The organism is Paenibacillus sp. FSL E2-0151 (assembly GCF_037993015.1).
Classification (GTDB): domain Bacteria; phylum Bacillota; class Bacilli; order Paenibacillales; family Paenibacillaceae; genus Paenibacillus; species Paenibacillus amylolyticus.
This window is the reverse complement of sequence record NZ_CP150308.1, coordinates 6,282,221-6,304,649: the sequence shown is the minus strand read 5'-3', so window position 1 is coordinate 6,304,649 and position 22,429 is coordinate 6,282,221. Positions and strand designations below refer to the sequence as shown.

Below are 22,429 nucleotides of genomic sequence, written 5' to 3'. Positions count from 1 at the left end.
TTTTCTCAGCGGCCTGCTTTTTGTGTTTTACAGCGATGTGCTCTAGATATATTGAACTCAACCGCGAACGGAAGGTAGGTTGTTCTACTATCGGAGTACCAGTTTAGTTACTCGCGGTAGCTCCATTGTAATTCTCCACTAATCGCGCTTTTGTAAAGGCAACCATTTCAATACATCCTGAATCTTGGCATCCCAGTAGCCCCACTCATGTTCACCAGGCCCTTCCTCGTATGTCAGTTCGAAGTTCGTCTGTTCACAGGCTTGACGGAAGGTTTGATTATCCTCATACAGGAAATCTTCCGTTCCGCAGCATTGGTAGAGCAAAGGTCGAGGATTTTCGCTAGATTGATTTTCTTTTAACAGATGGATCAGATCATTCTCGGTGCCTGCCACCTCTGGTCCGAAAATACGTTGTAACTCCGTCTGTTGCAATGCTGAGGATGCGTTTCTATCCATATGTGCAGACATATCGAGTGCTCCAGACAAACTGGCAGCAGCCGCATATTGATCTGGTTTACGAAGGGCCAGCTTGAACGCCCCATAGCCACCCATAGATAATCCGGCAACGAAGTTGTCCTCCCGTTGATCTGACAGCGGGAAGAAAGAACGAGCAAGTGCCGGCAGTTCTTCACTGATAAAGCTCCAATAACGTCCGCCTTCTACCATATCTGTATAGAAGCTGCGGTGTACCTGTGGCATAACAACGGCGATCCCGAGGTTGGCCACATAACGTTCGATGGAAGTCCGGCGCAGCCAGATGGAATCATCATCAGACAGACCGTGCAGCAGGTACAGGGTTGGGTGCAATCCTTTGCCAGTCACATTCTCCATACCGATCTGATTGTGGGTTTGTTGCGGCAGAATGACATGCATGCTGGTGCTAAGCCCGAGCGTATCCGAGTAAAAATCACATTTAATAAGTGCCATGAGTATAAGAAACCCCTTTCATAAGTTCGTTAACCACGTGTTCTGACATGAGACGATGGGATGGAAATCGGATGCCTAGGCCTCCAAAGTGTTTATATGTAACAGGTTATACGCATTACGCTTCCATTGCAATAACAAGATCTACAGTAGAAAACAAAGAATTTCACACCAGTGGTTAAAGTGGAAATCTGTAATCTGATCATCGATTTTTCAATGTGGTTTACAACGTAACAATGTTATGTTACACTCATTTCAATAAAAAGGGGGACCATATATGACAGATGATTTGATCTCCAAGAAAGAATTGTTGGACCTGACAGGAATCTCATACGGCCAGTTATACCGCTGGAAGCGGAAAAATCTCATTCCGGAAGAATGGTTCATTCGGAAGTCGTCCTACACTGGACAAGAGACCTTTTTTCCCAAACAACAGATTTTACTGCGCATTGACAAGATTCTCAATATGAAAGACGGATTATCGCTGGATGAGCTGGCAGACGTGTTCTCACCTACGTTGGGTGAAGTGGAGATGTCTGCAGAGCAATTGTTAGATCGAAACATTGTTTCACAAATATCGCTGGATCTGTTAAAAGAAGCAGGTCGAGAACAATCGCTGTATGCTTTGGAGCAGATTATGATGCTCTACGTCCTTGATAAGCTGTTAATGAGCGGAGATATTACTCGGCAAGAGGGTGCGTTGCTGATCGAAGTGATGTCCGAACATTATTATCGTTTTACAGGCAAACCCAGCGAACTCGTGCTTATTCGTAAGATGGGTGTTCCTTCATTCATGCTGGTAACAGCAGGAACGGAGTTTTATTTTGACAATGGTGTGAAAGTGGTTCTTAGGCAGCCGATGGGAACATTTATGGAAGAATTAAAACTCAAATTGGGTTAAGGAGAGGATCATCTATGGAAGAGCGGAATAAGCGGAATGATCTGAATGTGGCGGGCATAAGTCAAACGGCAGGTGGGAATTTTCACCGTGTATCTATTGATGGCATGGCTAAGGTGAACGGCAACCTGGACTGCACCTCTATGGAAGTGAATGGAACATTGAAGATGCACGGCGCTTTGACCTCCGAGAGTGCAGCAATTAACGGCATGTGCACGTTGAATGGACCTCTGACCAGTTCTCGTGTTCGGGTGGATGGCATGACGACGATTAACGGAGATCTCCATAGCCCTGAACTTGAAGTGAACGGAAAGTGTACCGTACGTGGAAGAGTAGATGGGGAACGAATTGATATTGGCGGTGTGATCGATATTGAAGGGGATGTCCAATGTGAGTCCCTGAATGTACGGGGCAATATTAAGATTAGCGGTTTACTGAATGCGGGAACAGTGGAGATCAGGCTTCACACATCTTCTTCGGCCAAAGAGATTGGCGGAGAGCGTATCGATATTCGTCGCAAGGAACAACAGAATGGCTTTTGGAAAAGTATTGGTCTGGGCGGGACGCCTTCATTTAAGACTTCCTTAATTGAGGGTGATGAGATTGTGCTGGAAGATACCGAAGCTGACATTGTTCGGGGGAGTAACATTTTTATCGGTCGCGGCTGTAACATCAGACTGGTTGAGTATTCAGGTGAACTTGAGGTAGATCAGGATGCCAAGGTGGGCAGCAGTCAGCGAATTTAAAGTTTGGATATGGAGAGAAAGGGATGGGATCGACATGAATAACAATCCTGGGCGTTCATTGGACAAAAAAATGGATATCAGCATCGTTGGTGATGGCAGTTCTTCTGGTGGCGTGTACGGCAAGATCAAGGTCGTAGGGGACGCGTCCTTTAACGACAATCTATCTTGTGATCGATTCAAATGTACGGGTACATCGGTCATATACGGATCGCTTGAATCCACAGAGATTAAAATTACCGGAACCCTGACTCTAACAGAGCGAGAGACCAGCAACGATGGTGAGGATGGAATCCAGGCATCTGGCCTGCATGCCAAAGCTGAGCATATAAAAGTGGTCGGTGAACTTCATCTGTCAGGGGATTGTCAGGCGGAAAATATCAAGCTGAACGGGCGTTTGACGATAGCGGGGATGCTCAGCGCTGAACAAATGACGCTCAAAATCATGGGTCCATCCGAGGTCAAGGAAATGGGTGGTTCCATCATCTCGGTGAAGAGTGGCCGGTTGAATGACTTGTTTACGGGGAATAAATCAATTCTCAAGGCACAGATTATCGAAGGTGATGACATTGAATTAGAGAATACGGAGGCCGAGATTGTCCGTGGCGATAAAATAAAAATCGGTCCTGGCTGCCGGATTGGTACAGTGGAATACCGTTCATCTCTGCAAATTCATCCGCAATCGGAAGTTTTGCTGCAAAGCAATCGGTCCTTGGACTGATTAACGCAGACTTCTTTTCGGATATACTAATGCAGTCATATGAATAGAGCGTGAATGGAGAGATTGAGTACAATGGTTGCACGTAAAAACAGTATTGGATTGGTGCTGGCAGGGTTACTGCTCAGCATATTAATGGCTTCGATGGATAATACCATCGTGGCAACAGCTATGGGGGATATTGTCGGGAAGCTGGGTGGGCTCGACAAGTTCGTCTGGGTTACCTCCGCGTACATGGTGGCTGAGATGGCAGGGATGCCGATCTTTGGTAAGCTATCCGATATGTATGGACGGAAGAAGTTTTTTGTATTTGGTATTATTGTGTTTATGCTTGGCTCAGCGCTGTGCGGAACGGCAACGTCTATTGTGGAATTGACGATGTACAGAGCGATTCAAGGTATTGGAGCGGGGGCCCTGGTGCCGATTGCTTTTACGATCATGTTTGATGTCGTTGCACCAGAATCTCGTGGTAAATTGGGTGGATTGTTTGGAGCCGTCTTTGGCCTCTCCAGCGTATTCGGACCTCTGCTCGGTGCTTACATTACCCAGTATGCGACATGGGAATGGGTATTCTATATCAACCTGCCGCTAGGCTTGATTGCATTTGTGTTTATTGCGTTCTTCTATAAAGAATCCCATCAGCATCAATCCCAACAGATCGACTGGCTGGGTGCTGTAACGCTGATCGGTGCTGTTGTGTGCCTGATCTTTGGTCTGGAACTGGGCGGCAAAACATTTGCCTGGGGTTCCTGGCAGATTCTTGGCTTGTTTGCCGGATTTGTAGCATTAGCGCTGCTCTTCCTTTTTGCAGAAACCAAAGCCAAAGAACCAATCATCTCCTTCAGCATGTTCCGCAACCGGGTCTACTGGTCCAGTAACGTTATTGGTATGTTCAGTGGTGCGGCGTTCATTACAGCATCCGTGTACATTCCGATCTTTATACAGGGGGTACTTGGTGGTAAAGCGACCAACTCCGGTCTTGTGCTGCTGCCCATGATGCTTGGGTCGGTTGTGACGGCGTCCTTGGGCGGGGTGTTGATGACCAAAATCAAGTATCGCAATATCATGATCCCTACGTTAGCTTTACTTGTCATTGGACTTGGATTGCTGACCACACTGGATGAGAATTCTTCCCTTTGGACGATACGTATCTACATGGTGATGGTTGGTCTGGGTGTCGGTGCGTCGTTCTCTGTACTTAGCAATGCAGCCATGAACGCATTTGAACCGCAAAGGCGCGGAGCAGCAAGCTCCACACTTAACTTTTTGCGGTCCCTCGGTATGACGATGGGCATTACGATCTTTGGTATCGTACAGAGCCAGGTATTTACGCGTAAAATGAACGATGCTCTCGCTGGTTCAGCTGCGGAAGCAGGTGGTGCTTCAGCGGGTGGCGTGCCGCAGGGAGTGGACCTGACCGATCCGCATGCGTTACTCTCACCAGAACTCAGACAGGCGATTCCGCCTCAGGTGCTGGATACCATCACACATGCCTTGTCTTCTTCCATCGTGCAGTTATTTGCCTGGGCTGTGATTCCGGCTGCACTCGCGTTGGTCGCTTCCTTCTTCATGGGAAGAGAGAAGATGGTTGTAGGCGAAGAGCAAGGCGAATACACCGGCGGTCACTAAACCGTAATGCAGTAAACTAACTATAAGTTAAGGTAGTACAGCTGATCGTAGCTTGGTAAAACTCGAATAACATATCTTAAACCATAAAAAGACACACTTCTCGCGTATCCTTAAAAGGGACGGGAAGTGTGTCTTTTTGTTTTCGTAGGATCAGTTTATCCTAGAATGCATGAATTACAGATTGAACTCTTTTGGCTGCTTCAGAAAAGGAGCCTAAGGCTGTTTCGTATCACTAATACCATCCTCGACAACAGAAGGTTCTTGTGGATCTGGCAAGCTGCTATGACCTGAGCGGGCAATTAGACGATTCTGAGCTTTGTACGTGTCCCGTGTAATCGTTTTGGATTCGACCACTTTGCCGTCCAGCCTCTTGGTTCTTACCGTCTCAACAATATATCCAGGCTGTCCGTCTTGCAGCACCTGCTGAGCACCATCAGGCAGTACTGTACTGGACACATACTTTACCGGAACACTTAATGTTTCAATGGTACGAGATTCAAGTGCATAGCTGACATTCTCCGGGAATGTGCCGAAAAATTTCACCATCAATTGATGGTTCTTCACCTCTGCATGAATGAGTAAGGACTTGCCTGTATTGTTCTTGAAGCGAAAATTGATGGCTCCCGAGGCAAAGGTGGCATCCAGTCCTTTCGGCAAATATTTGACCGGCAGGGAATGGTTGCGACGCTCAATAATATCAAGACCCGTCAATAGCGCTGCGTTATACACCGTACTGGATACCTGACAGATTCCTCCGCCAATTCCAGGGGTTAGTCTGCCATTAACAATGACCGGGGCCTCACGAAACCCATACTCCTTTTCAGCTTGACGGACGACCTTCTCATAATCAAATGTGGCATCTGGTGGCAAAATCATGCCGTTAATCGCTTCCGCCGCTGCGCTGACATTATGTATCCGGCCTTCACTACTATTGCCCAGACCCGTGGAGAACTGGATGATCTTTCGGTCAATGCCTTCCTGGCGCAGCGAATCAAGGGTTACTTCAGGTTTCAGCGTATACAGTGGTACCTGGATCAGCAATGGGGCGGGTTTTTCATCCGGGTTCAGTACACTGAAATCTCGGTGCAACTTGGTCTGAATGAGACTTGTGAGTGTATCCCAATCAATGCGGCGGACGCCCTTTTCCGGGATATACTGGACTTTGTCACTTGTGGTAATGCGGCGAACAGCGTCCGCAGGTGTACCAAAGGTTTCTTTTTCCCAGGCAGGGCTGAGATGTTCTTGGAGTGGTCTTGAGTTATAGGTCATATCGAGAGAGAACTCTTTCGGAAAATGATAACGTGCATAAGCGCGTTCCCACAGGTTACCTTCCTCCAGCTGCTGTATTGCGGACTCCAAGCTGTTAACGTTGTAACTCACCCCCACCTGAGCTGCGGTATACGACATCGTCTGGGGGTTGGGTTCAGTCACTTCAAAGGTGACAGGCCAGTCCTCCAGCTTTTGGATCTGTTCATCCAATTCATGCAATACGTTCTTACGATTCTTCCCCTCCACCAGCATCTCGCCAACATGAACGTTTTTGGGCAGGGCAGGCTGATTCACGTACATATACAACAATCCATAGGACGCGGAGCCGATCAAGAGGATGGAGAATAGAACAATGACCGTCAAATGTATTTTTTTCATAACCGTACGCTCCTTTATACTTCGGTTGTTCCCGACTTTGTAACACTTTCTATATATATGATCCAATGCAGGAAAACTTTCGGGTACTCAATAGGTAACAAATTTGTTACAATAAACTTCATATGCATCCATGCTTCACCATTGAAACAGGAACGAAGTGGATTTTTCCCTGATGAAATTCAGGTCTTTTTAAAGGAAATGCCGGGATTGTGTCGAAATGATAATGGCTAACTATGCGAGCAGGAAGTGATGATGTGATAGAAATGCAGGACGTGTGGAAGACCTACGCCAATGGGACCCACGCATTACAAGGGGTGTCGGTGAAGATCGACCGCAATGAATTTGTTTATATCGTCGGTCCGTCCGGAGCAGGTAAATCGACATTTATGAAATTGATGTACAGAGAAGAAGTTCCGACCAAAGGACAAATATCCATTAACGGATTTAATATTGGTAAGTTGAAGCCAAGAAAGATTCCTTATGTGCGTCGTAACATCGGCGTTGTGTTCCAGGATTTTCGTCTGCTGCCACGGATGACAGCATTTGAGAATGTGGCATTTGCGATGGAAGTTATTGAAGCCCCGAAGCGTCATATCAAAAAACGGGTGATGGAAGTGCTCGATTTGGTGGGACTGCGCAGTAAGGCGAATCGTGAACCTTCACAGCTCTCGGGTGGAGAACAGCAGCGTATTGCTATTGCACGGGCTATCGTCAATAACCCATCGGTTATTATCGCGGATGAGCCTACAGGTAACCTCGATCCGGAGACGTCGTGGGGCATTATGCAACTGCTGGATGAGATTAATTTCCGGGGAACAACCATTGTTATGGCGACCCACAACAAAGATATCGTGAATACGATGCGTAAACGGGTAATCGCGATTGAACGTGGACAGATTGTACGGGATCAGATGAGAGGGGAATACGGTTATGAATTTTAGTACTCTCTTGCGCCATCTGCGGGAGGGATTCAAAAACGTATTCCGCAACGGCTGGATGTCCGTGGCCTCCATCATGTCCATCATTGTGTCGCTATTGATTCTTGGTGTGTTTATGTTGCTGGTGCTCAATGTGAACTCCATGGCGAATCAGGTTGATAGCCAAGTGGAGATCAGCACGTTCCTCGAACTGAATGTGGACGAGAACCTGCGTAACACACTGGAGAAAGAAATCAGCGCGATGCCTGAAGTAAGTGAGATTCGTTTTGTTTCCAAGGAAGAAGGACTCAAGGAGTTCCGTGAGCGTCTTGGAGAGAGTGCAGATAACGTGCTTAGCGGTTTCGATGTGGACAACAACCCACTGCCGGAGACCATTGAAGTTGAGGTCATTGAACCGGAAACCGTCACTTTTGTGGCGCAAAAAATCGAAGCTTTGAACGAAAAACACCCGGAGAAGCCGATCATGAAAGTGAACTACGGCAAGGAAACGGTGGAAGTGTTGTTCAAATTTACGAAGCTTGTTCGTAACATCGGATTTATTTTTGTCGGGGGACTGGGTCTCATGTCCATGTTCCTGATCTCGAATACGATTCGCGTAACGATTCTGGCACGTCGCCGGGAGATCGGAATTATGAAGCTGGTTGGTGCAACCAATACCTTTATTCGCTGGCCTTTCTTTATTGAAGGTGCACTCATTGGATTTATTGGCTCGGTCATTACGGTTGGTGTGTTGTTTGTTGGGTACAGCCAGTTGATGAAGACGATTGGTCAGGATGTCTTCATGCAGATGCTTAACTTGATTCCGCTCGGCGAAATCTGGGGGCTGTTTGGAACACTGTTGATCGGACTTGGTGTGCTGGTAGGTATTTTGGGAAGTACACTGTCCATTCGGAAATCACTCAACGTTTAATTTTGTTTTCAACGATCGAATTGCAGAATATGTCGAAAAGAATGGTAAAGCAGGTTCATTAATGGACGCTGTTTGACGATATGTAGGAAAGACGGAGTCTTTTAAGATTGAAGAAAGCAAAGAACATGCTGTTCACCACCTGTGCAGGTTGCTTTCTTGTGAAATCATAGGATGGGGGATCATCATTTTGAAAAAAACCGCTTCGCTGCTGGCCTTTACGTTATTGGCCAGTTTGACGCTTCAACCTTCTGACGGATATGCCAAGAGTAGCATCAGCGATATTGACCAACAGATTCAGCAACTGGAGAGCAAGGCGGCTTCTGCCAAGCAGGAGCAAAAAAAAGCGGCTTCCAACAAAAAGGAAGCACAGCATTACAAGAACAAAACCAACGCTTATCTGAAGGTTGTCATGGAACAGATCAATGTCGTTAGTGATGAACTGGCGAGTGTATCCTTGCAGATCGAGAACACGGAGGAAGATCTTCGTACAACGAAAAAAGATCTGCAAGCGGCAGAAGAACGCATTGTTGCAAGGGAAAAATTGTTGGAGTCACGCGTGCGCCTGATGTATACGGACGGTGCTGTATCCTATCTGGATGTATTGTTGTCCTCTACTAGCTTCACTGACTTCCTGACCCGTGCGGATTCACTCAAAACGATTGTGGATCAGGATCAGCATCTGCTGGATGAGCACAAAGCGGACAAGCAACTTGTCGTGGACAAAAAGGCAGAATTGGATGTGCAATATGCGGAAGCCAAGAGTCTGTATGCACAGAAGAAACAGCGTAAGTCCCAATTGAATGAAAAAGAAGCGGAAAAGCAAGTGCTTCTCGCTTCATATGATGCTAAAATTGAAGAGTCAGAAGAGCTGACACAAGAGCAGGAAGATGTATTAATGCAGATTGCCAGCAAACGTTCGGCACTTCTTCAAGAGAAAAATAAATTGCGTGAACAGCAGGCGGCTGCCGCAGCCAAAGCAAAAGCCGCAGCAGCGGCTCGGGCGAAAGCTGCAGCCAAGGCGCCTACTAGAGTGAGTTCGGATAGTAGCAGTGAGGTCACGTATTCATCCGGTAATGGTATCTTCTCAAGACCAGTATCTGGAGGACGTATTTCTTCTGGATTCGGCCCCCGTACCCATCCGATTACGGGTGTAGTGGGTAAAATGCATGCCGGTGTCGATTTTGCTGTTCCTCAGGGAACTTCGGTTCATGCTGCTTCTGGCGGAATCGTGATCATGGCTGAATGGTATAGCGGTTATGGTTATACGGTTATTGTGGACCACGGCGGTGGACTATGGACGTTATATGGTCACTTGCGCGAAGGTGGATTCAAAGTCAGCAAGGGAGACACAGTAAGCAAAGGGGATACCATTGCGGAGTCAGGAAATACAGGGAACTCTACTGGACCTCACTTGCACTTTGAAGTGAGAGACAACGGTACCGCTGTAAATCCGATGAACTATTTGTAATTATTGCTCCATCGTTCGAATGGAAAAAACATATTCCGTACAAGCTAGACATATAATAAGCTGGCATGTTCAGGGAATGGATTCTGGCAACAATGGAATCGGACACGCTTCAAAACTAAAGGCGGTGACAAACGGATGATGAAGAAAAGATCGGCGCTACTGCTTGTCATTGTGGGTCTCCTGGGTGGTAGTTTGCTAACCCTGGTATTAATGACTTATCCGGGAATAGCAAACCAAACCACAGCGGGCGAAGGTTTGCTGGCTAGTGTAACCGGCAATACACAGCAGAAGAACGATTTGAAAAAGATTGAAACTGCGATGGATTTGATCTCCAGCAACTATTATAAAGACGTGGATCAGACCAAATTGATTGACGGTGCGATCAACGGCATGATGGAATCGCTTGGTGATCCGTACTCCAACTATATGGGGCAGGAAACGGCTGCTCAGTTTGAAGAGTCGATCGAAGGTTCATTTACCGGTATTGGCGCAGAGGTATCCTCTCAGGATGGAAACGTGGTTGTTGTTTCCCCAATCAAAGGATCTCCTGCCGAGAAAGCGGGTATTCGTGCAAAAGACATGATTATGTCGGTCAACGGCGAATCCCTGCAAGGTTTGGAACTGAACAAGGCTGTTAACAAAATCAGAGGTCCCAAGGGCAGTGAAGCGAAGGTACAGGTCAAACGTGCCGGATCTTCCGAGCTGATTGAATTTGTCATTGTACGCGATGACATTGATCTGGAGACCGTATATGCTCACATGGAGGATGGCGGAATTGGTGTTATTGCCATTACTCAATTCTCTTTGAATACAGGCGATCGCTTTAAGGAAGAGTTGGCGAAGCTTGAGAAGCAGAACATGAAAGGTCTGGTCATCGACGTACGGAATGACCCAGGCGGTGTATTGCAAGTTGTTATTGATATTGCTGAACAGTTTGTTCCTAAAGGCAAGGTTATTGTGCAAGTTGAAGACAAGAACGGCAAAAAGGAACAAAGCAAGTCCAATGGATCAGCCAAAGCTTACCCAGTCACAGTCCTGATGAACAAAGGCAGTGCGAGTGCGTCGGAGATTTTGGCCGGTGCATTACAACAGTCAGCAGGTGCTAAGTTGATTGGTGAAAACTCCTTTGGTAAAGGAACCGTCCAGACGAGTTATGACAAGCAGATGGGTGATGGCAGCTTGCTGAAGATCACCATTGCCAAGTGGCTCACTCCGAACGGAGACTGGATTCATGAAAAAGGAATCAAACCGGATATTGCGGTAGACCAGCCGGATTATTTCTCGGTGGCACCGATTAACAAAGAGAAGTTACCACTGAAATATGACAGCAATAGCTCGGATGTGAAAAGTGCGCAGACGATGCTGAGAGGACTCGATTTCAAACCGGATCGTGTGGATGGATACTACGACCAGAAGACGGAAGAAGCGGTCAAGGCATTCCAGAAGCAAAAAGGCATTCAGGCTACAGGCCAGATTGACGAGAAAACCGCTGAATCACTGGAAGCGGCTCTGATTGAACGTATTGCCAATCCTCAATATGATGCACAGCTGAAACGCGCGATCGAAAATGTCTCGAAGGATATTTCGTCCGCTGTGTCGAAGCCATAAAGAAGGCTGATTTTCAGCCTTCTTTTTTTCTGAACCGGCTGAAAGAGAGGGGTGACCGACCACAATGGAATGGGTATGGCCGTGGTTAACTACATTAGGGGAAGCTTTGTTGCAGTTGTTTATTCAGCCGTTTTATTATATTGCGGTGATCCTGATTGCGCTGATCTATCATCGTCAGTTACTACAGGAGCGTAAATTGTTTCATGTCCGTTTGCAAAGCTCGATAACACAGACGATTCGTGCGGTGCTCGGAGGCATACTCATCGGTACCATTGTCTCGATCGTGTCCCTATTCCTCGGTGCACACCTTACACTGGGAAGCCTGATATGCATATGGGCTGCAACATTAATTCTATCCTTATTCCGTATCCGGTATCTGTGCTTTGCTTATGCGGCCGGGTTACTGGGTGTGCTGCAATTTGGTTTGAATGTGGCTTCAGGCTGGCAACCATCGGGTTGGATGGGCACTATCACGGAAACGCTACGTACCCTGGATATGCCTGCACTGCTTGTCCTGGCTGCCCTTCTACATATGGGTGAAGCCTTGTTGGTACGCATGCAGGGGGTATCGATGGCATCACCGCTTCTCTTCGAGGGAAAACGCGGGAAACTGGTTGGGGGATATCAACTGCAGCAGTTCTGGGCCATTCCTCTACTAATTCTTGTTCCAGTCACAGGAGGTGGCGCGGAGCTGGCATGGAATCCACTGATGAATGCAGGTCATAGTTACATGCTGGTTGCGTTGCCGATTATGCTCGGATTTGGTGAGATAACGCAGAGTATGCTTCCGGGACAAAAGGTACAGATCTCATCAAAGCGGTTGATGATATACGGGGCAACTTTGCTTGTGTTCAGTTTGCTTGCTGCATGGTGGTCTCCACTCATAGTGGTTGCTGCGCTTATCGCATTTATTGGACATGAATTTCTGGTATGGTACAGCGCGTTTGAAGAGCAAAACCGCAGTCCGGTATTTGTCCATCCGCAGCATGGGCTGAAGGTATTGGCTGTTATTCCGGAGAGCCCTGCAGCGGATTTGGGGATTGAAGCAGGTGAGACCTTGTACAAGGTGAATGGTAAGTTGGTTCATTCACCAGAAGAGTTGCATCGTGCTCTGCGGATGAACCCGGCTTTTTGCAAACTTGAGGTTCGCAATCACCAGGGAGAAAGCAAGTTCATGCAACGAGCGATCTATGAAGGGGAGCATCATCAGCTTGGTGTCATTATGGCACCGGACAATCACGAGGTCTGGGCGATTCGGTTACGTCCACTGACGTTGTTCCATATCATCAACCTCAAATTGTTTGCCCGTCTGAAAAAACCACTCAGGGACGAAGCTCCCTTGGCGTTACCGCCAGCCCCTGTGGGCAGTGATAAAGGGTCCATAGAGATGTAACAACTAAGCATACGTGATGAAGTATGTTGCATAAATAAAACAAAGAAAAAGGTATTTCCTAACGCCGTCACAGGCAAGGGAAATACCTTTTTTTGTTATTGTTTTAACATAAAGATGGCGATTTGGGTCCGATCACGCAAGCTCAACTTACCGAGAATATCCGTGACATAGTTTTTGACGGTGCCTTCACTGAGGAACAATTTGGCGGCAATTTCCTTATTGGACAACCCCTCCGATATGGCCTCGGCAACCGCCAGCTCCATACGTGTCAGTCCATAGGCTTCGATTGGGTTCTGTGTCAAGGGAGTGGCAGCGGGACGAAGAAGGCCTGCCAATTTGCGGGCAATATCCGGATGAATTAACATATCACCGTTATGTACGGTCTTGATGCCTTGAATAATCCGCTCGGGTGGAACATTTTTGAGCAAATAACCGCTTGCTCCATTCTGTAATGCCTGAATAATATACTCATCGTCGTCAAACGTAGTCAGCATGAGCACCTGGATTTCAGGAAAACGTGCCTTGATGCGTTTGGTACCTTCAACTCCGTCACATTCCGGCATCCGAATATCCATTAACACCACGTCCGCAGACGTCCCTGCTTCAAGCAATTCCAACGCTTCCTGTCCATTTGAGGCTGTGCCTGTAACGAAAATGCCGGAGCCCAGTCCAAGCAACACTTTCAGGCTCTCACGAATGAAGTAATCATCGTCTGCGAGAATCAGCCGAATAAGTGGGAGCTGGCCTGAATCATTCTTGTTGTTCACATCATTACGTTCGGACATGAGAATATTCACTTCCTTTTTCAGAGTATATTCAACTGGTTCGTTATTGGAATGCGTGTAATCACTGTATACGGATAAGCCGATTGAATCTCCAAGGTTCCTTCCACCATTTGTGTGCGCAGAAGCATACCTTCCTGTCCTATGCCGTTTCGCTTGGAAGAAGGAGGATTGATTTTGCCATCATTACTCACACTCATACACACTTCTTGATCCCCGAATACCAACTCCACTGTGATCGAAGTAGCATTTCCATGTCGCAGGGCATTGGTCAGGGCTTCTTTGGCATTTTTGAATAAAACAATTTGTATGCTGGGATACAGCACATGAGATGGGCCATGAACTTCATAATTTGTCTTCACGCCGGTATCTCTGCCCACTTCCTCTAGGAGACGATCCAGGGCGTAGGCTTCGGATGCATAGGAATTAGGTTGCAGTTTGTGTAGTGTGCTGCGCATATCATCCATACTATCGGCCAATTGATCGCGAATCTGTCTCACCATTTCCGTTCCTTGTTCCATATTCAGGGGAAGGGTCAGCAGGGCGGCTTCCGACATCATTTTGGTGCGAATCAGTCGATGGCCGATATCGTCATGAAGCTGTCTTGAAATACGGGTACGTTCCTCTGCCTGAGCCGCTCCTTCAAGTTGCTTTGTAAATAACAGCAGTTGCGCACGCGCTTCTTGTAGCTCGTAATGTTTGCTGCGAAGCTCGTCATAGACTTGTTCCAGTTGTCCGCGGCTGTTCGCCGTTCTTGATCCCTGCCAGGACAGAGCCGCTGTGATGAGCAGAAGCAGGTTGCCAAGAACCATCGCGGTTGTCTCTGTGGAGAGTAATGTAGTGGCGGTTGTATTTAGTGTGGTCAACCCTGGCTGCGATGCCTGTGGGACAGAATATTGCCAATGCAAAGCGACATTGTTAGCGACAAGCTGAATTGCAAACATCAACCATCTCCGACTTCCCTCCAGTCTGTATATATACACGTAGAGCACGGATAGAGAGAGGAATAACATGAATGGTCCATACGAAGCAATCAGCCAGCAGCTCCAGAGTATTTCGGCCAGCAGCAACAGCCATTGCTGTGTACTTGAACGGATAAAATCTTTCCACACGGAGAGTCCAAGCGCAATGATGACATACAAGGTGTAGACGGCTTCATTTTCCAAGGGCAGCATCAACAGGTAAAGTACTGCTGGAACGATAATTAATCCGTATTGCAGAAACCGCATCGGCATATGGTTGTGACATCCTTTATATAAAAAGTGGAGTAGAAAATCTCTTGGTAATGCGCCCTTGATTATACCATAAGCAGCATTCGAATCAGGAGATGACTTAAGTCACCTTCGATTCATGACTTTTTGTACCTTCGCTACAGATTGCGATCCGTTACAATAAAATTATGAAATCCAGCGGCGAAGGCCGAAACGGAAAAGGGGCGTAAAAGGGATGGGCATACTTGAAGTGGATCATGTAGTAAAACGATACGGCAGCAAGCTGTCCGTGGATCATTTGAACCTTAGTGTTAGCAAAGGCGAGATTTTTGGATTGCTTGGTCCCAATGGAGCAGGAAAAAGTACCACCATCAGCATGATTGCAGGGCTCCTGAATATGGATCAGGGTGAGATCAGATTAGATGGGATCTCGGTCAAGGAGCGACCGCTTGAAGTAAAGCGCAAGATCGGACTCGTTCCACAGGATCTGGCTTTATACGAAACCATGTCTGCTGCGGAGAATGTGACCTTTTTTGCCAGACTGTATGGACTGCGTGGAAAATTGCTTAAGGAAAGAGTGCAGGAGTCCCTTGAATTTGTAGGGTTGCAGGATAAAGCAAAGGATGCCCCCTCGACCTTCTCTGGCGGTATGAAACGCAGGTTAAACATCGCATGTGCGATTACACATCGCCCGGATCTAATTATTATGGATGAACCTACAGTTGGCATTGATCCGCAATCTCGGAATCATATTCTTGAATCGGTACGCACACTCAACAAGATGGGTTCAACGATCATATATACAAGTCATTACATGGAGGAAGTGGCGGCGATTAGTCACCGGGTTGCGATTATGGATCAGGGACGAATCATTGCCTGTGGGACTGAAGCAGAGCTGAGAGAACGGGTAGCATCGGAGGAAAAAGTAGTGCTTTCCACTTCCGGTATCGTTCCCAACGTCGTGGAAGAACTGAAACTTCACCCCCGCGTACGGATGGTAGACGTTTCAGAGAATACACTGACCATTACGCTGCCTTCGGCACAGCAGGATCTCCAGGATCTGCTCTTCATTTGTAGCAAACATGAAGTATCCATTCAGTCGCTCAAGGTCGAAGAGCCGGATCTGGAAACGTTGTTCCTCAATCTGACCGGGCGTACGCTTCGGGACTAGGGGGAGCAAGAGATGAATATATGGCATATTTGCATATTTGAATTAAGGCGTATTCTTAAGATTCGATCTGTGGTGTTAAACCTGTTTATTTTGCCGTTGTTACTGATTTTTATATTGGGCACGGCCCTTTCCAGTACGATGGGTACGGCGGATGATGTTATTCCGGATACTGTACGTGTGGGAATCATTCATTTGAGTACTGAATCTGGTGGAGGATCAAGTACGGTTAATCAAGCACTGGATTCATTCGTTGAATCCCCGGAAGTGGCTGAGATGGTCAAGGTGCAGAACTTTACGACTGAAGAAGAGGCCGTTCATTCGCTGCGTACCGGCAAGCTGGACTTTGCTGTAATGATTCCTTCGGATTTTGAGCAAAACGTGATGATGGGGAAAGAGGCCAGGTTACAGTGGATACGAGGAAAGGACAACACACTTAATACCTTGGGTGAAACTTTGTTCACACGTTTTACGGATGAATGGAACCGACAGATGGCGATTACCAAAGTGCTCGGTCCGGAAGTAATTGCTGCCATGGCCTCTGCTTCGGAGTCTGGTACGGCGAATTCAACCTCGATTGCTGTCACTAATCCCGGTAAGACAGGTACGGCGTATAGTGCCTCCCAATACTATGCAGCTTCCATGCTGGCGATGTTCATGTTGTACTCAGGCATGACAACCAGTACCAGCCTTTTTGGAGAGCGTGATAACAAAACGTTAATTCGCCTTCAGGCTGCGCCTATAGGTAATGGAGTTATTTTCGCTGGCAAAATTGCAGGTAATAGTCTGCTCGCTTTCTTACAAGCAACAACGATCATACTTATGACGTATTGGTTCTATGGTGTAGATTGGGGAACGCATCCTTGGTATATTGTGCTCACTTGTGTATGTATCACATTGGCATCCATGACCCTTGGCGTGATCGTGGCATTGGTATGCAAAAGCACGGCATCGGCCAGTGCAACCTTACAAGGTATCATCGTTGCCATGACATTCATTAGCGGTGGGTTCATGCCCATTCCGATTGATTTTGTACAACGGCTTAGCCAATTTACGGTTAACCACTGGGCACTCCAGAGTTTTCTGAGAATGATGCTGGATGCACCTGTACGAGAGATTGTATATAACATTCTAATGTTAGGCGTGGTATGCGCTGTATTACTGTTCATCTCAGGAATGATCTATAGAAAGGCAGGATACCGATATGAATAGTCTACACATCGCCTGGTTGATGATTAGACGTACACTTGGCCGTAAAATGGGCTTCATTACGTTTCTGCTTCTGCCTTGCCTGGTGGTTACAGGAGCGGTTGCTCTATTTGGAAGCGAGCAGAGTACACGTACTGTTATTCCCTATGTCAACGAGGATGGAGGGGTGGCAGGGACATGGATGATTCATGAACTTGCTGGCAAAGAGGAGTATCTGCTCAAGCCGATGACAAACGAAGCAGAAGTGAAGGAAGCCATCGCTCAGCAAAAAGGAAGTTCTGGTATCATCATTCCGGCACATTATACGGAGGATCTGTTACAAGGAAAGCCAACCGAAATTAAACTTGTGGAACTGCGTATAAGTGAAGATTCCTATACACTACGAGCGGCGGTTGAAGGTTTGACGAGCGGATTGCAACAATCTGCTTCAGCTGTTACGTTGGCCGCGGGTCGTGTCTCAAGTGAGAATGACATAGCGGTGAAGATACAGAAGCCGTTTGAACAGCTATTACAGGAAACAGAAAAGCATCAGGTTGCTGGTGAAGTCACGGATCTGCAGATCTATCCTAAGCGGGGCCTGAACAATGTGACTGGATTTACGATTATGTTTATGATGGGGCTGCTGACCAGTGCAGTGGCTGTGATTATGGAAGATCGCAGGAAACGTACGATGGCCAGAGTATATACGGCACCCGTCCGTGCATATGAGATTGCGCTTGGTAATTTCCTCGGTAGCTTTGTCATTGGCATGATTCAGATTGTGATGGTTCTAGGAGTCAGCAGGTGGCTGTTGCATTATGATGCCGGCATTCCTTTTGGCATTCATTTCATGATATTGGCGGCATTCATGCTGGTCTCCATGGGGATCGCAAGTACGGTGGCAGGATTAATCCGTAATCCGAAAAATGCCAACATGCTGAATTCACTTGTCATTATGCCAACCTGCATGATAGGTGGTTGTTTCTGGCCGATCTCGTTGATGCCGGATTATATGCAAAAGCTCGCCAACTTCGTTCCACAGAAATGGGCGATTCAGGCGGTGGAAACGATCTCTGCTGGCGGTACATTGTCGGATATCACACTGCCACTATTGATTTTGTTTGGCATGGCTGCCATTTTACTGACCGTAGGCTCCGCGATTTTACGCCCTAGCCAACCAGGTGTAGAGGCATAAAGGTAATACGACATAAAAAAAGCACGCTCTGCTGAATTGAATTCAGTTAGAACATGCTTTTTTTGCTTATAAGAAATGATGCATTATGTGAGATATAGATGATTAAGGTTGGAGTTGACGCAGGACCGTTATTTCGACCCGACGGTTCTTTTGTCTTCCGGCCGCTGTAGTGTTGTCACCCGTTGGGCGAGTATCCGCATATCCAGCATACTGGAATCCGTCCGGGTTAAGTTTCTCTGTATCCAGAAAAAATCGTAATACAGACAGTGCGCGTTCTCCGGAAAGTTCCCAGTTGTCTTTGTACGTGGAGTTGGCCCCGACCGGAATATTGTCCGTATGTCCTTCGATGCTGACAACGGTATTCAGATCCCGAAACAGGCTGGCAAGTTTACTGAGCGTTGGTGCTGCACCGTCCTTTAGAGCGGCCTGGCCCTGATCAAACAGGAAGCGGTCACTAAGTGTAATGGATAGGCCCTGTGGCTTGTCCGCAACAAAAATCTGATTTTCCAGTTTATTATCCTCGATATATTGGGTAATCACATTGAACAGATTTTGCAATTCCTGCTCCTGTGATCTGAATTGTTCTTCCCGTTCTGTGAGGGGCTTATCATCATCATCTGGCGTTGCAGTTCCGGCATCGGAAGGGGTTCCTTCACCTTTTGAAGGATCTTCACCCTGCACCTCGGATGGTGGAGTCTCTGTAATCGTTTGACCAGGTTTCTCACCAAGTCCCTCACCAAGCTCAAGGATTGAGTCGGACGCATTAAATGTATTTTGTAACGATTGAGTAACGACGTCATATTTACCGGAATCCAGATTGCTCATGGCATACATGATGACAAAAAAGATCAAAAGCAGCGTTATGAGATCGGCATAAGTAATCATCCAGCGATCCCGATGATCGATAGTTTCACGTTTTCCGCGCCGTTTACTGCGCCGACTCATCCAATCCCTCCTTTGCTAGGGGGCGTATATGCTGACGATGCGTAAGGGTGAAGGACTCCAGTCTTTTGCGTACAAGCTGGGGATTCTCACCGTTCTGAATGGCAAGTACACCTTCGAGAAGCATTTCCATGGTCTGCACTTCATCAGCACCTCTGGATTTGATCTTGGAGGCAATGGGCAAAAAGATAAGATTGGCACTGGCGACCCCATACAGGGTTGCGGTAAAGGCAACAGCAATGGCAGGTCCGAGTCCGGTTGGATCGGTCAAACTGCCAAGTACCTGAATAAGTCCCATCACGGTTCCGATGATCCCCATGGTTGGAGCGTACCCACCAGCGGATTCGAATATTTTGGCGTAACCCTCATGTTTTTGTTCAATAGAATCGATCTCCATCTCCAGGATCTGGCGAACTACATCCTGATCGGTACCATCAACAACCATCTGAATACCGTCTTGCAAAAATGGATGCGGATGATCCATAACCTTGCGTTCCAATGCAAGTACACCTGAGCGGCGTGCGATTGAAGACATCTCCACCAGTTCTTCAACCCACAGGCCTGACTCATTATTGTTACGTCCAAAAGCCATACGCAGGGCAGCTGGAATCGTACGAAGGCGATGCGCCGGGAAACTGGCAACCACAGCAGCAATCGTTCCACCGAATACAATTAAAGCAGCCGTTTTTTGCAGGAGACCAGACAATTGGCCGCCTTCCCACAAAAAACCGCTAATGACTGCGGCAATTCCGGCAATAATACCGATAAGTGTCGCAATATCCATAAATTAACCCACTCCTATCTTCATTTCACGTTTGCATCACTAAAACGAACGAGGTATAATTAAACGGGAACAAATATTCCTATTACTATAAGTTTTCCCATATGAAAATTCGGGGAACTTCGACAATATATAGTGACTATTATTTTAGACGATAGGGTGAGATACGGCAATGAGCGATATTATAATGAGCGACAAAACGTTCGAAATCGAGTCAGAGTTTTCTCCCCAAGGTGATCAGCCTGCAGCCATTATAGAATTGGTGAAGGGTGTTCAGGAGGGGAAGAGATACCAGACACTGCTGGGTGCAACGGGTACGGGTAAGACGTTTACGATAGCCCAGACGATAGCCCAACTGCAACGTCCGACGCTGATTATTGCACACAATAAAACGTTGGCAGCGCAGCTTGCAAGTGAGTTCAAAGATTTTTTTCCTAATAACATGGTTGAGTATTTCGTCAGTTATTACGATTATTTTCAGCCAGAAGCATATATCCCGTCCTCCGATACGTATATCGAGAAGGATTCAAGTATTAATGAAGAGATCGACAAACTGCGGCATGCAGCGACAAGTTCGTTGTTTGAGCGCAGGGACGTCATCATTGTAGCGAGTGTTTCCTGCATTTATGGTTTGGGTTCACCGCACTCGTATTCAAGCATGTTGCTGTCACTTCGGGTAGGCATGGAGAAACCGCGCAATCAGATTTTGTCTCGTCTGGTAGAGATCCAGTATCAGCGGAACGATATTAACTTTGTGCGGGGTACATTCCGTGTTCGTGGGGATGTTGTTGAGATTTTCCCTGCCTCCAAGGGTGAACATGCAATTCGGGTTGAATTGTTTGGTGATGAGATCGAGAAAATTACGGAGATTGATGTGTTAACCGGAGAACTGATTGGTGAACGTGAACATATTGCCATCTTCCCGGCGTCTCACTTCGTAACGCAAGAAGAGACAATGAAGGTTGCGCTGGTGAACATTGAGCGTGAACTGGAGGAGCGTCTTGAAGTGTTGCGTGAACAGGGGAAACTGCTGGAGGCTCAGCGACTGGAGCAGCGCACAAGGTATGATATCGAGATGATGAAGGAAGTTGGATTCTGTTCGGGGATTGAGAACTATTCCGGTCCGCTGACTTTCCGCGAACGCGGCGATACCCCATACACACTGATGGATTACTTCCCGGATGACATGTTGATCGTGGTCGATGAGTCTCACGTGACTCTGCCACAGATCCGTGCGATGTACAATGGTGACCAGGCGCGGAAGACGGTATTGGTTGAGCATGGTTTCCGTCTGCCGTCAGCGCTGGATAATCGTCCACTCAAATTCGATGAGTTCGAAGGCAAGATGGATCAGATCATCTATGTATCGGCCACACCAGGCCCGTATGAGATAGAGCATACCGATACGATGGTGCAACAGATTATCCGTCCAACCGGACTGCTTGATCCAATCATTGAACTGCGTCCAACAAAGGGGCAGATCGATGACTTGATTGGTGAGATTAACGACCGGATTACCAAAGACGAGCGTGTGTTGATTACAACATTAACGAAGAAGATGTCCGAGGACCTGACGGATTATCTGAAGGAAGTTGGAATCAAAGTTCGTTATCTGCACTCCGAGATCAAAACGTTGGAACGGATGGCGATTTTACGTGATTTAAGGTTGGGCGTTTTCCATGTCCTGATCGGAATTAACTTGCTCCGGGAAGGTCTCGATCTGCCCGAAGTTTCCCTCGTCGCTATATTGGATGCTGATAAGGAAGGATTCCTGCGTTCCGAACGCTCACTGATCCAAACGATTGGTCGTGCGGCACGGAACAGCGAGGGTCGCGTTATTCTATACGGTGACAAAGTAACGGATTCGATGGATAAAGCGATAAAGGAAACAGAGCGTCGTCGTGCAATCCAGATCGAGTACAACGAGAAACATGGAATTACACCACAGACGATTCGTAAAAAAGTGCGTGATGTGATTGAGGCAACCAAAGTTGCCGAATCCAAGAAAGACTATCTCACAGGCGCAGCCGAGAAGATGTCGAAGAAGGATCGCCAGGCGCTTATTCAGCGCCTAGAGGTAGAGATGAAAGATGCAGCCAAAAACCTGCAGTTTGAGCGTGCTGCCGAGCTTCGCGATGCGTTGCTGGAACTTCGCGCTGAATAAGATACAGCTCATTCATATGCTCCAGTAAAGATGGATCTGTAACAAGAGAACGGCCAATTGGCCGTTCTCTTGTTGAGTAAGGAAATCGTTGATATCTACCGATATTTAGAGATGTTGAAATC

General features: G+C 47.2%; 19 protein-coding genes. 13 read left to right on the top strand and 6 right to left on the bottom strand.

Annotated features, from left to right (window positions below):
* Positions 1-138: 138 nt before the first annotated feature.
* A complete protein-coding gene (locus MHI55_RS28070) occupies positions 139-927 on the bottom strand; it encodes an alpha/beta hydrolase family protein (protein WP_340387774.1) in 789 nt (262 codons plus the stop codon).
* A 274-nt stretch (positions 928-1,201) separates the two neighbouring features.
* Here MHI55_RS28070 and MHI55_RS28065 point away from each other — a divergent pair, with 274 nt between their 5' ends.
* The 4 genes from MHI55_RS28065 to MHI55_RS28050 all read left to right on the top strand — a co-directional run bounded on the left by MHI55_RS28065 (position 1,202) and on the right by MHI55_RS28050 (position 4,912).
* Positions 1,202-1,825: a YhbD family protein gene (locus MHI55_RS28065; protein ID WP_340387772.1), complete on the top strand. Its 624-nt coding sequence runs from the start codon at positions 1,202-1,204 to the stop codon at positions 1,823-1,825.
* Between the two features lie 14 nt (positions 1,826-1,839).
* The gene (locus MHI55_RS28060) at positions 1,840-2,568 is read left to right on the top strand and encodes a polymer-forming cytoskeletal protein (RefSeq protein WP_340028268.1); all 729 of its coding nucleotides are present in this window, start codon (positions 1,840-1,842) and stop codon (positions 2,566-2,568) included.
* A 34-nt stretch (positions 2,569-2,602) separates the two neighbouring features.
* Positions 2,603-3,286, top strand: a complete 684-nt coding sequence (locus MHI55_RS28055; protein WP_340387770.1) for a hypothetical protein — start codon at positions 2,603-2,605, stop codon at positions 3,284-3,286.
* A gap of 72 nt (positions 3,287-3,358) precedes the next feature.
* Entirely contained in the window at positions 3,359-4,912 is a 1,554-nt protein-coding gene (locus MHI55_RS28050) for an MDR family MFS transporter (RefSeq protein ID WP_100528448.1), read from the top strand.
* Positions 4,913-5,125: 213 nt separating this feature from the next.
* On the opposite strand, the gene MHI55_RS28045 is transcribed toward MHI55_RS28050, so the two are convergent.
* Positions 5,126-6,559 carry a VanW family protein gene (locus tag MHI55_RS28045; RefSeq protein ID WP_340387768.1) on the bottom strand — a complete coding sequence of 478 codons (1,434 nt, stop codon included), beginning with the start codon at positions 6,557-6,559 and terminating at the stop codon, positions 5,126-5,128.
* A gap of 254 nt (positions 6,560-6,813) precedes the next feature.
* On the opposite strand from MHI55_RS28045, the gene ftsE reads away from it, so the two are divergent.
* From ftsE to MHI55_RS28020, 5 genes are all read left to right on the top strand, one after another.
* Positions 6,814-7,500 (top strand): cell division ATP-binding protein FtsE, encoded by a 687-nt coding sequence (gene ftsE, locus MHI55_RS28040; RefSeq protein ID WP_024631580.1) that lies wholly within the window; start codon positions 6,814-6,816, stop codon positions 7,498-7,500.
* Positions 7,490-8,407, top strand: coding sequence for a permease-like cell division protein FtsX (ftsX, locus tag MHI55_RS28035; protein WP_047840643.1), 918 nt, complete (start codon positions 7,490-7,492; stop codon positions 8,405-8,407). Before ftsE ends, ftsX begins: the two co-directional genes overlap by 11 nt.
* A 187-nt stretch (positions 8,408-8,594) precedes the next feature.
* A complete protein-coding gene (locus tag MHI55_RS28030; RefSeq protein WP_036612408.1) occupies positions 8,595-9,875 on the top strand; it encodes a M23 family metallopeptidase in 1,281 nt (426 codons plus the stop codon).
* Positions 9,876-10,010: 135 nt separating this feature from the next.
* Complete coding sequence (locus MHI55_RS28025; RefSeq protein WP_237177463.1) at positions 10,011-11,483, top strand: S41 family peptidase; 1,473 nt, start codon at positions 10,011-10,013, stop codon at positions 11,481-11,483.
* A 64-nt stretch (positions 11,484-11,547) separates the two neighbouring features.
* Entirely contained in the window at positions 11,548-12,876 is a 1,329-nt protein-coding gene (locus tag MHI55_RS28020) for a PDZ domain-containing protein (protein ID WP_340387766.1), read from the top strand.
* Between the two features lie 95 nt (positions 12,877-12,971).
* Here the strand turns inward: MHI55_RS28020 and MHI55_RS28015 are convergent, their stop codons facing one another.
* Complete coding sequence (locus MHI55_RS28015) at positions 12,972-13,661, bottom strand: response regulator transcription factor (protein WP_340387764.1); 690 nt, start codon at positions 13,659-13,661, stop codon at positions 12,972-12,974.
* Between the two features lie 20 nt (positions 13,662-13,681).
* Positions 13,682-14,893, bottom strand: coding sequence for a sensor histidine kinase (locus tag MHI55_RS28010; protein WP_340387762.1), 1,212 nt, complete (start codon positions 14,891-14,893; stop codon positions 13,682-13,684).
* A 211-nt stretch (positions 14,894-15,104) separates the two neighbouring features.
* Here MHI55_RS28010 and MHI55_RS28005 point away from each other — a divergent pair, with 211 nt between their 5' ends.
* From MHI55_RS28005 to MHI55_RS27995, 3 genes are read left to right on the top strand one after another with little or no spacing between them, the layout of a single operon-like run.
* Positions 15,105-16,040: an ABC transporter ATP-binding protein gene (locus MHI55_RS28005; RefSeq protein WP_340387760.1), complete on the top strand. Its 936-nt coding sequence runs from the start codon at positions 15,105-15,107 to the stop codon at positions 16,038-16,040.
* A gap of 12 nt (positions 16,041-16,052) precedes the next feature.
* Complete coding sequence (locus MHI55_RS28000; RefSeq protein ID WP_340387758.1) at positions 16,053-17,249, top strand: ABC transporter permease; 1,197 nt, start codon at positions 16,053-16,055, stop codon at positions 17,247-17,249.
* Positions 17,242-18,420, top strand: a complete 1,179-nt coding sequence (locus MHI55_RS27995; protein WP_340387756.1) for an ABC transporter permease — start codon at positions 17,242-17,244, stop codon at positions 18,418-18,420. The genes MHI55_RS28000 and MHI55_RS27995 overlap by 8 nt, the downstream gene beginning before the upstream one ends.
* Before the next feature lie 102 nt (positions 18,421-18,522).
* Here MHI55_RS27995 and MHI55_RS27990 read toward each other — a convergent pair whose 3' ends face one another.
* On the bottom strand, positions 18,523-19,365 hold the full coding sequence (locus MHI55_RS27990) for a flagellar motor protein MotB (protein ID WP_339788591.1): 843 nt from the start codon (positions 19,363-19,365) through the stop codon (positions 18,523-18,525).
* Positions 19,349-20,146 (bottom strand): flagellar motor protein, encoded by a 798-nt coding sequence (locus MHI55_RS27985; protein ID WP_062837042.1) that lies wholly within the window; start codon positions 20,144-20,146, stop codon positions 19,349-19,351. Before MHI55_RS27985 ends, MHI55_RS27990 begins: the two co-directional genes overlap by 17 nt.
* A gap of 169 nt (positions 20,147-20,315) precedes the next feature.
* Between MHI55_RS27985 and uvrB the strand changes: the two genes are divergently transcribed.
* Positions 20,316-22,307 carry an excinuclease ABC subunit UvrB gene (gene uvrB, locus MHI55_RS27980; protein ID WP_127551478.1) on the top strand — a complete coding sequence of 664 codons (1,992 nt, stop codon included), beginning with the start codon at positions 20,316-20,318 and terminating at the stop codon, positions 22,305-22,307.
* The last annotated feature ends 122 nt before the right edge of the window (positions 22,308-22,429 follow it).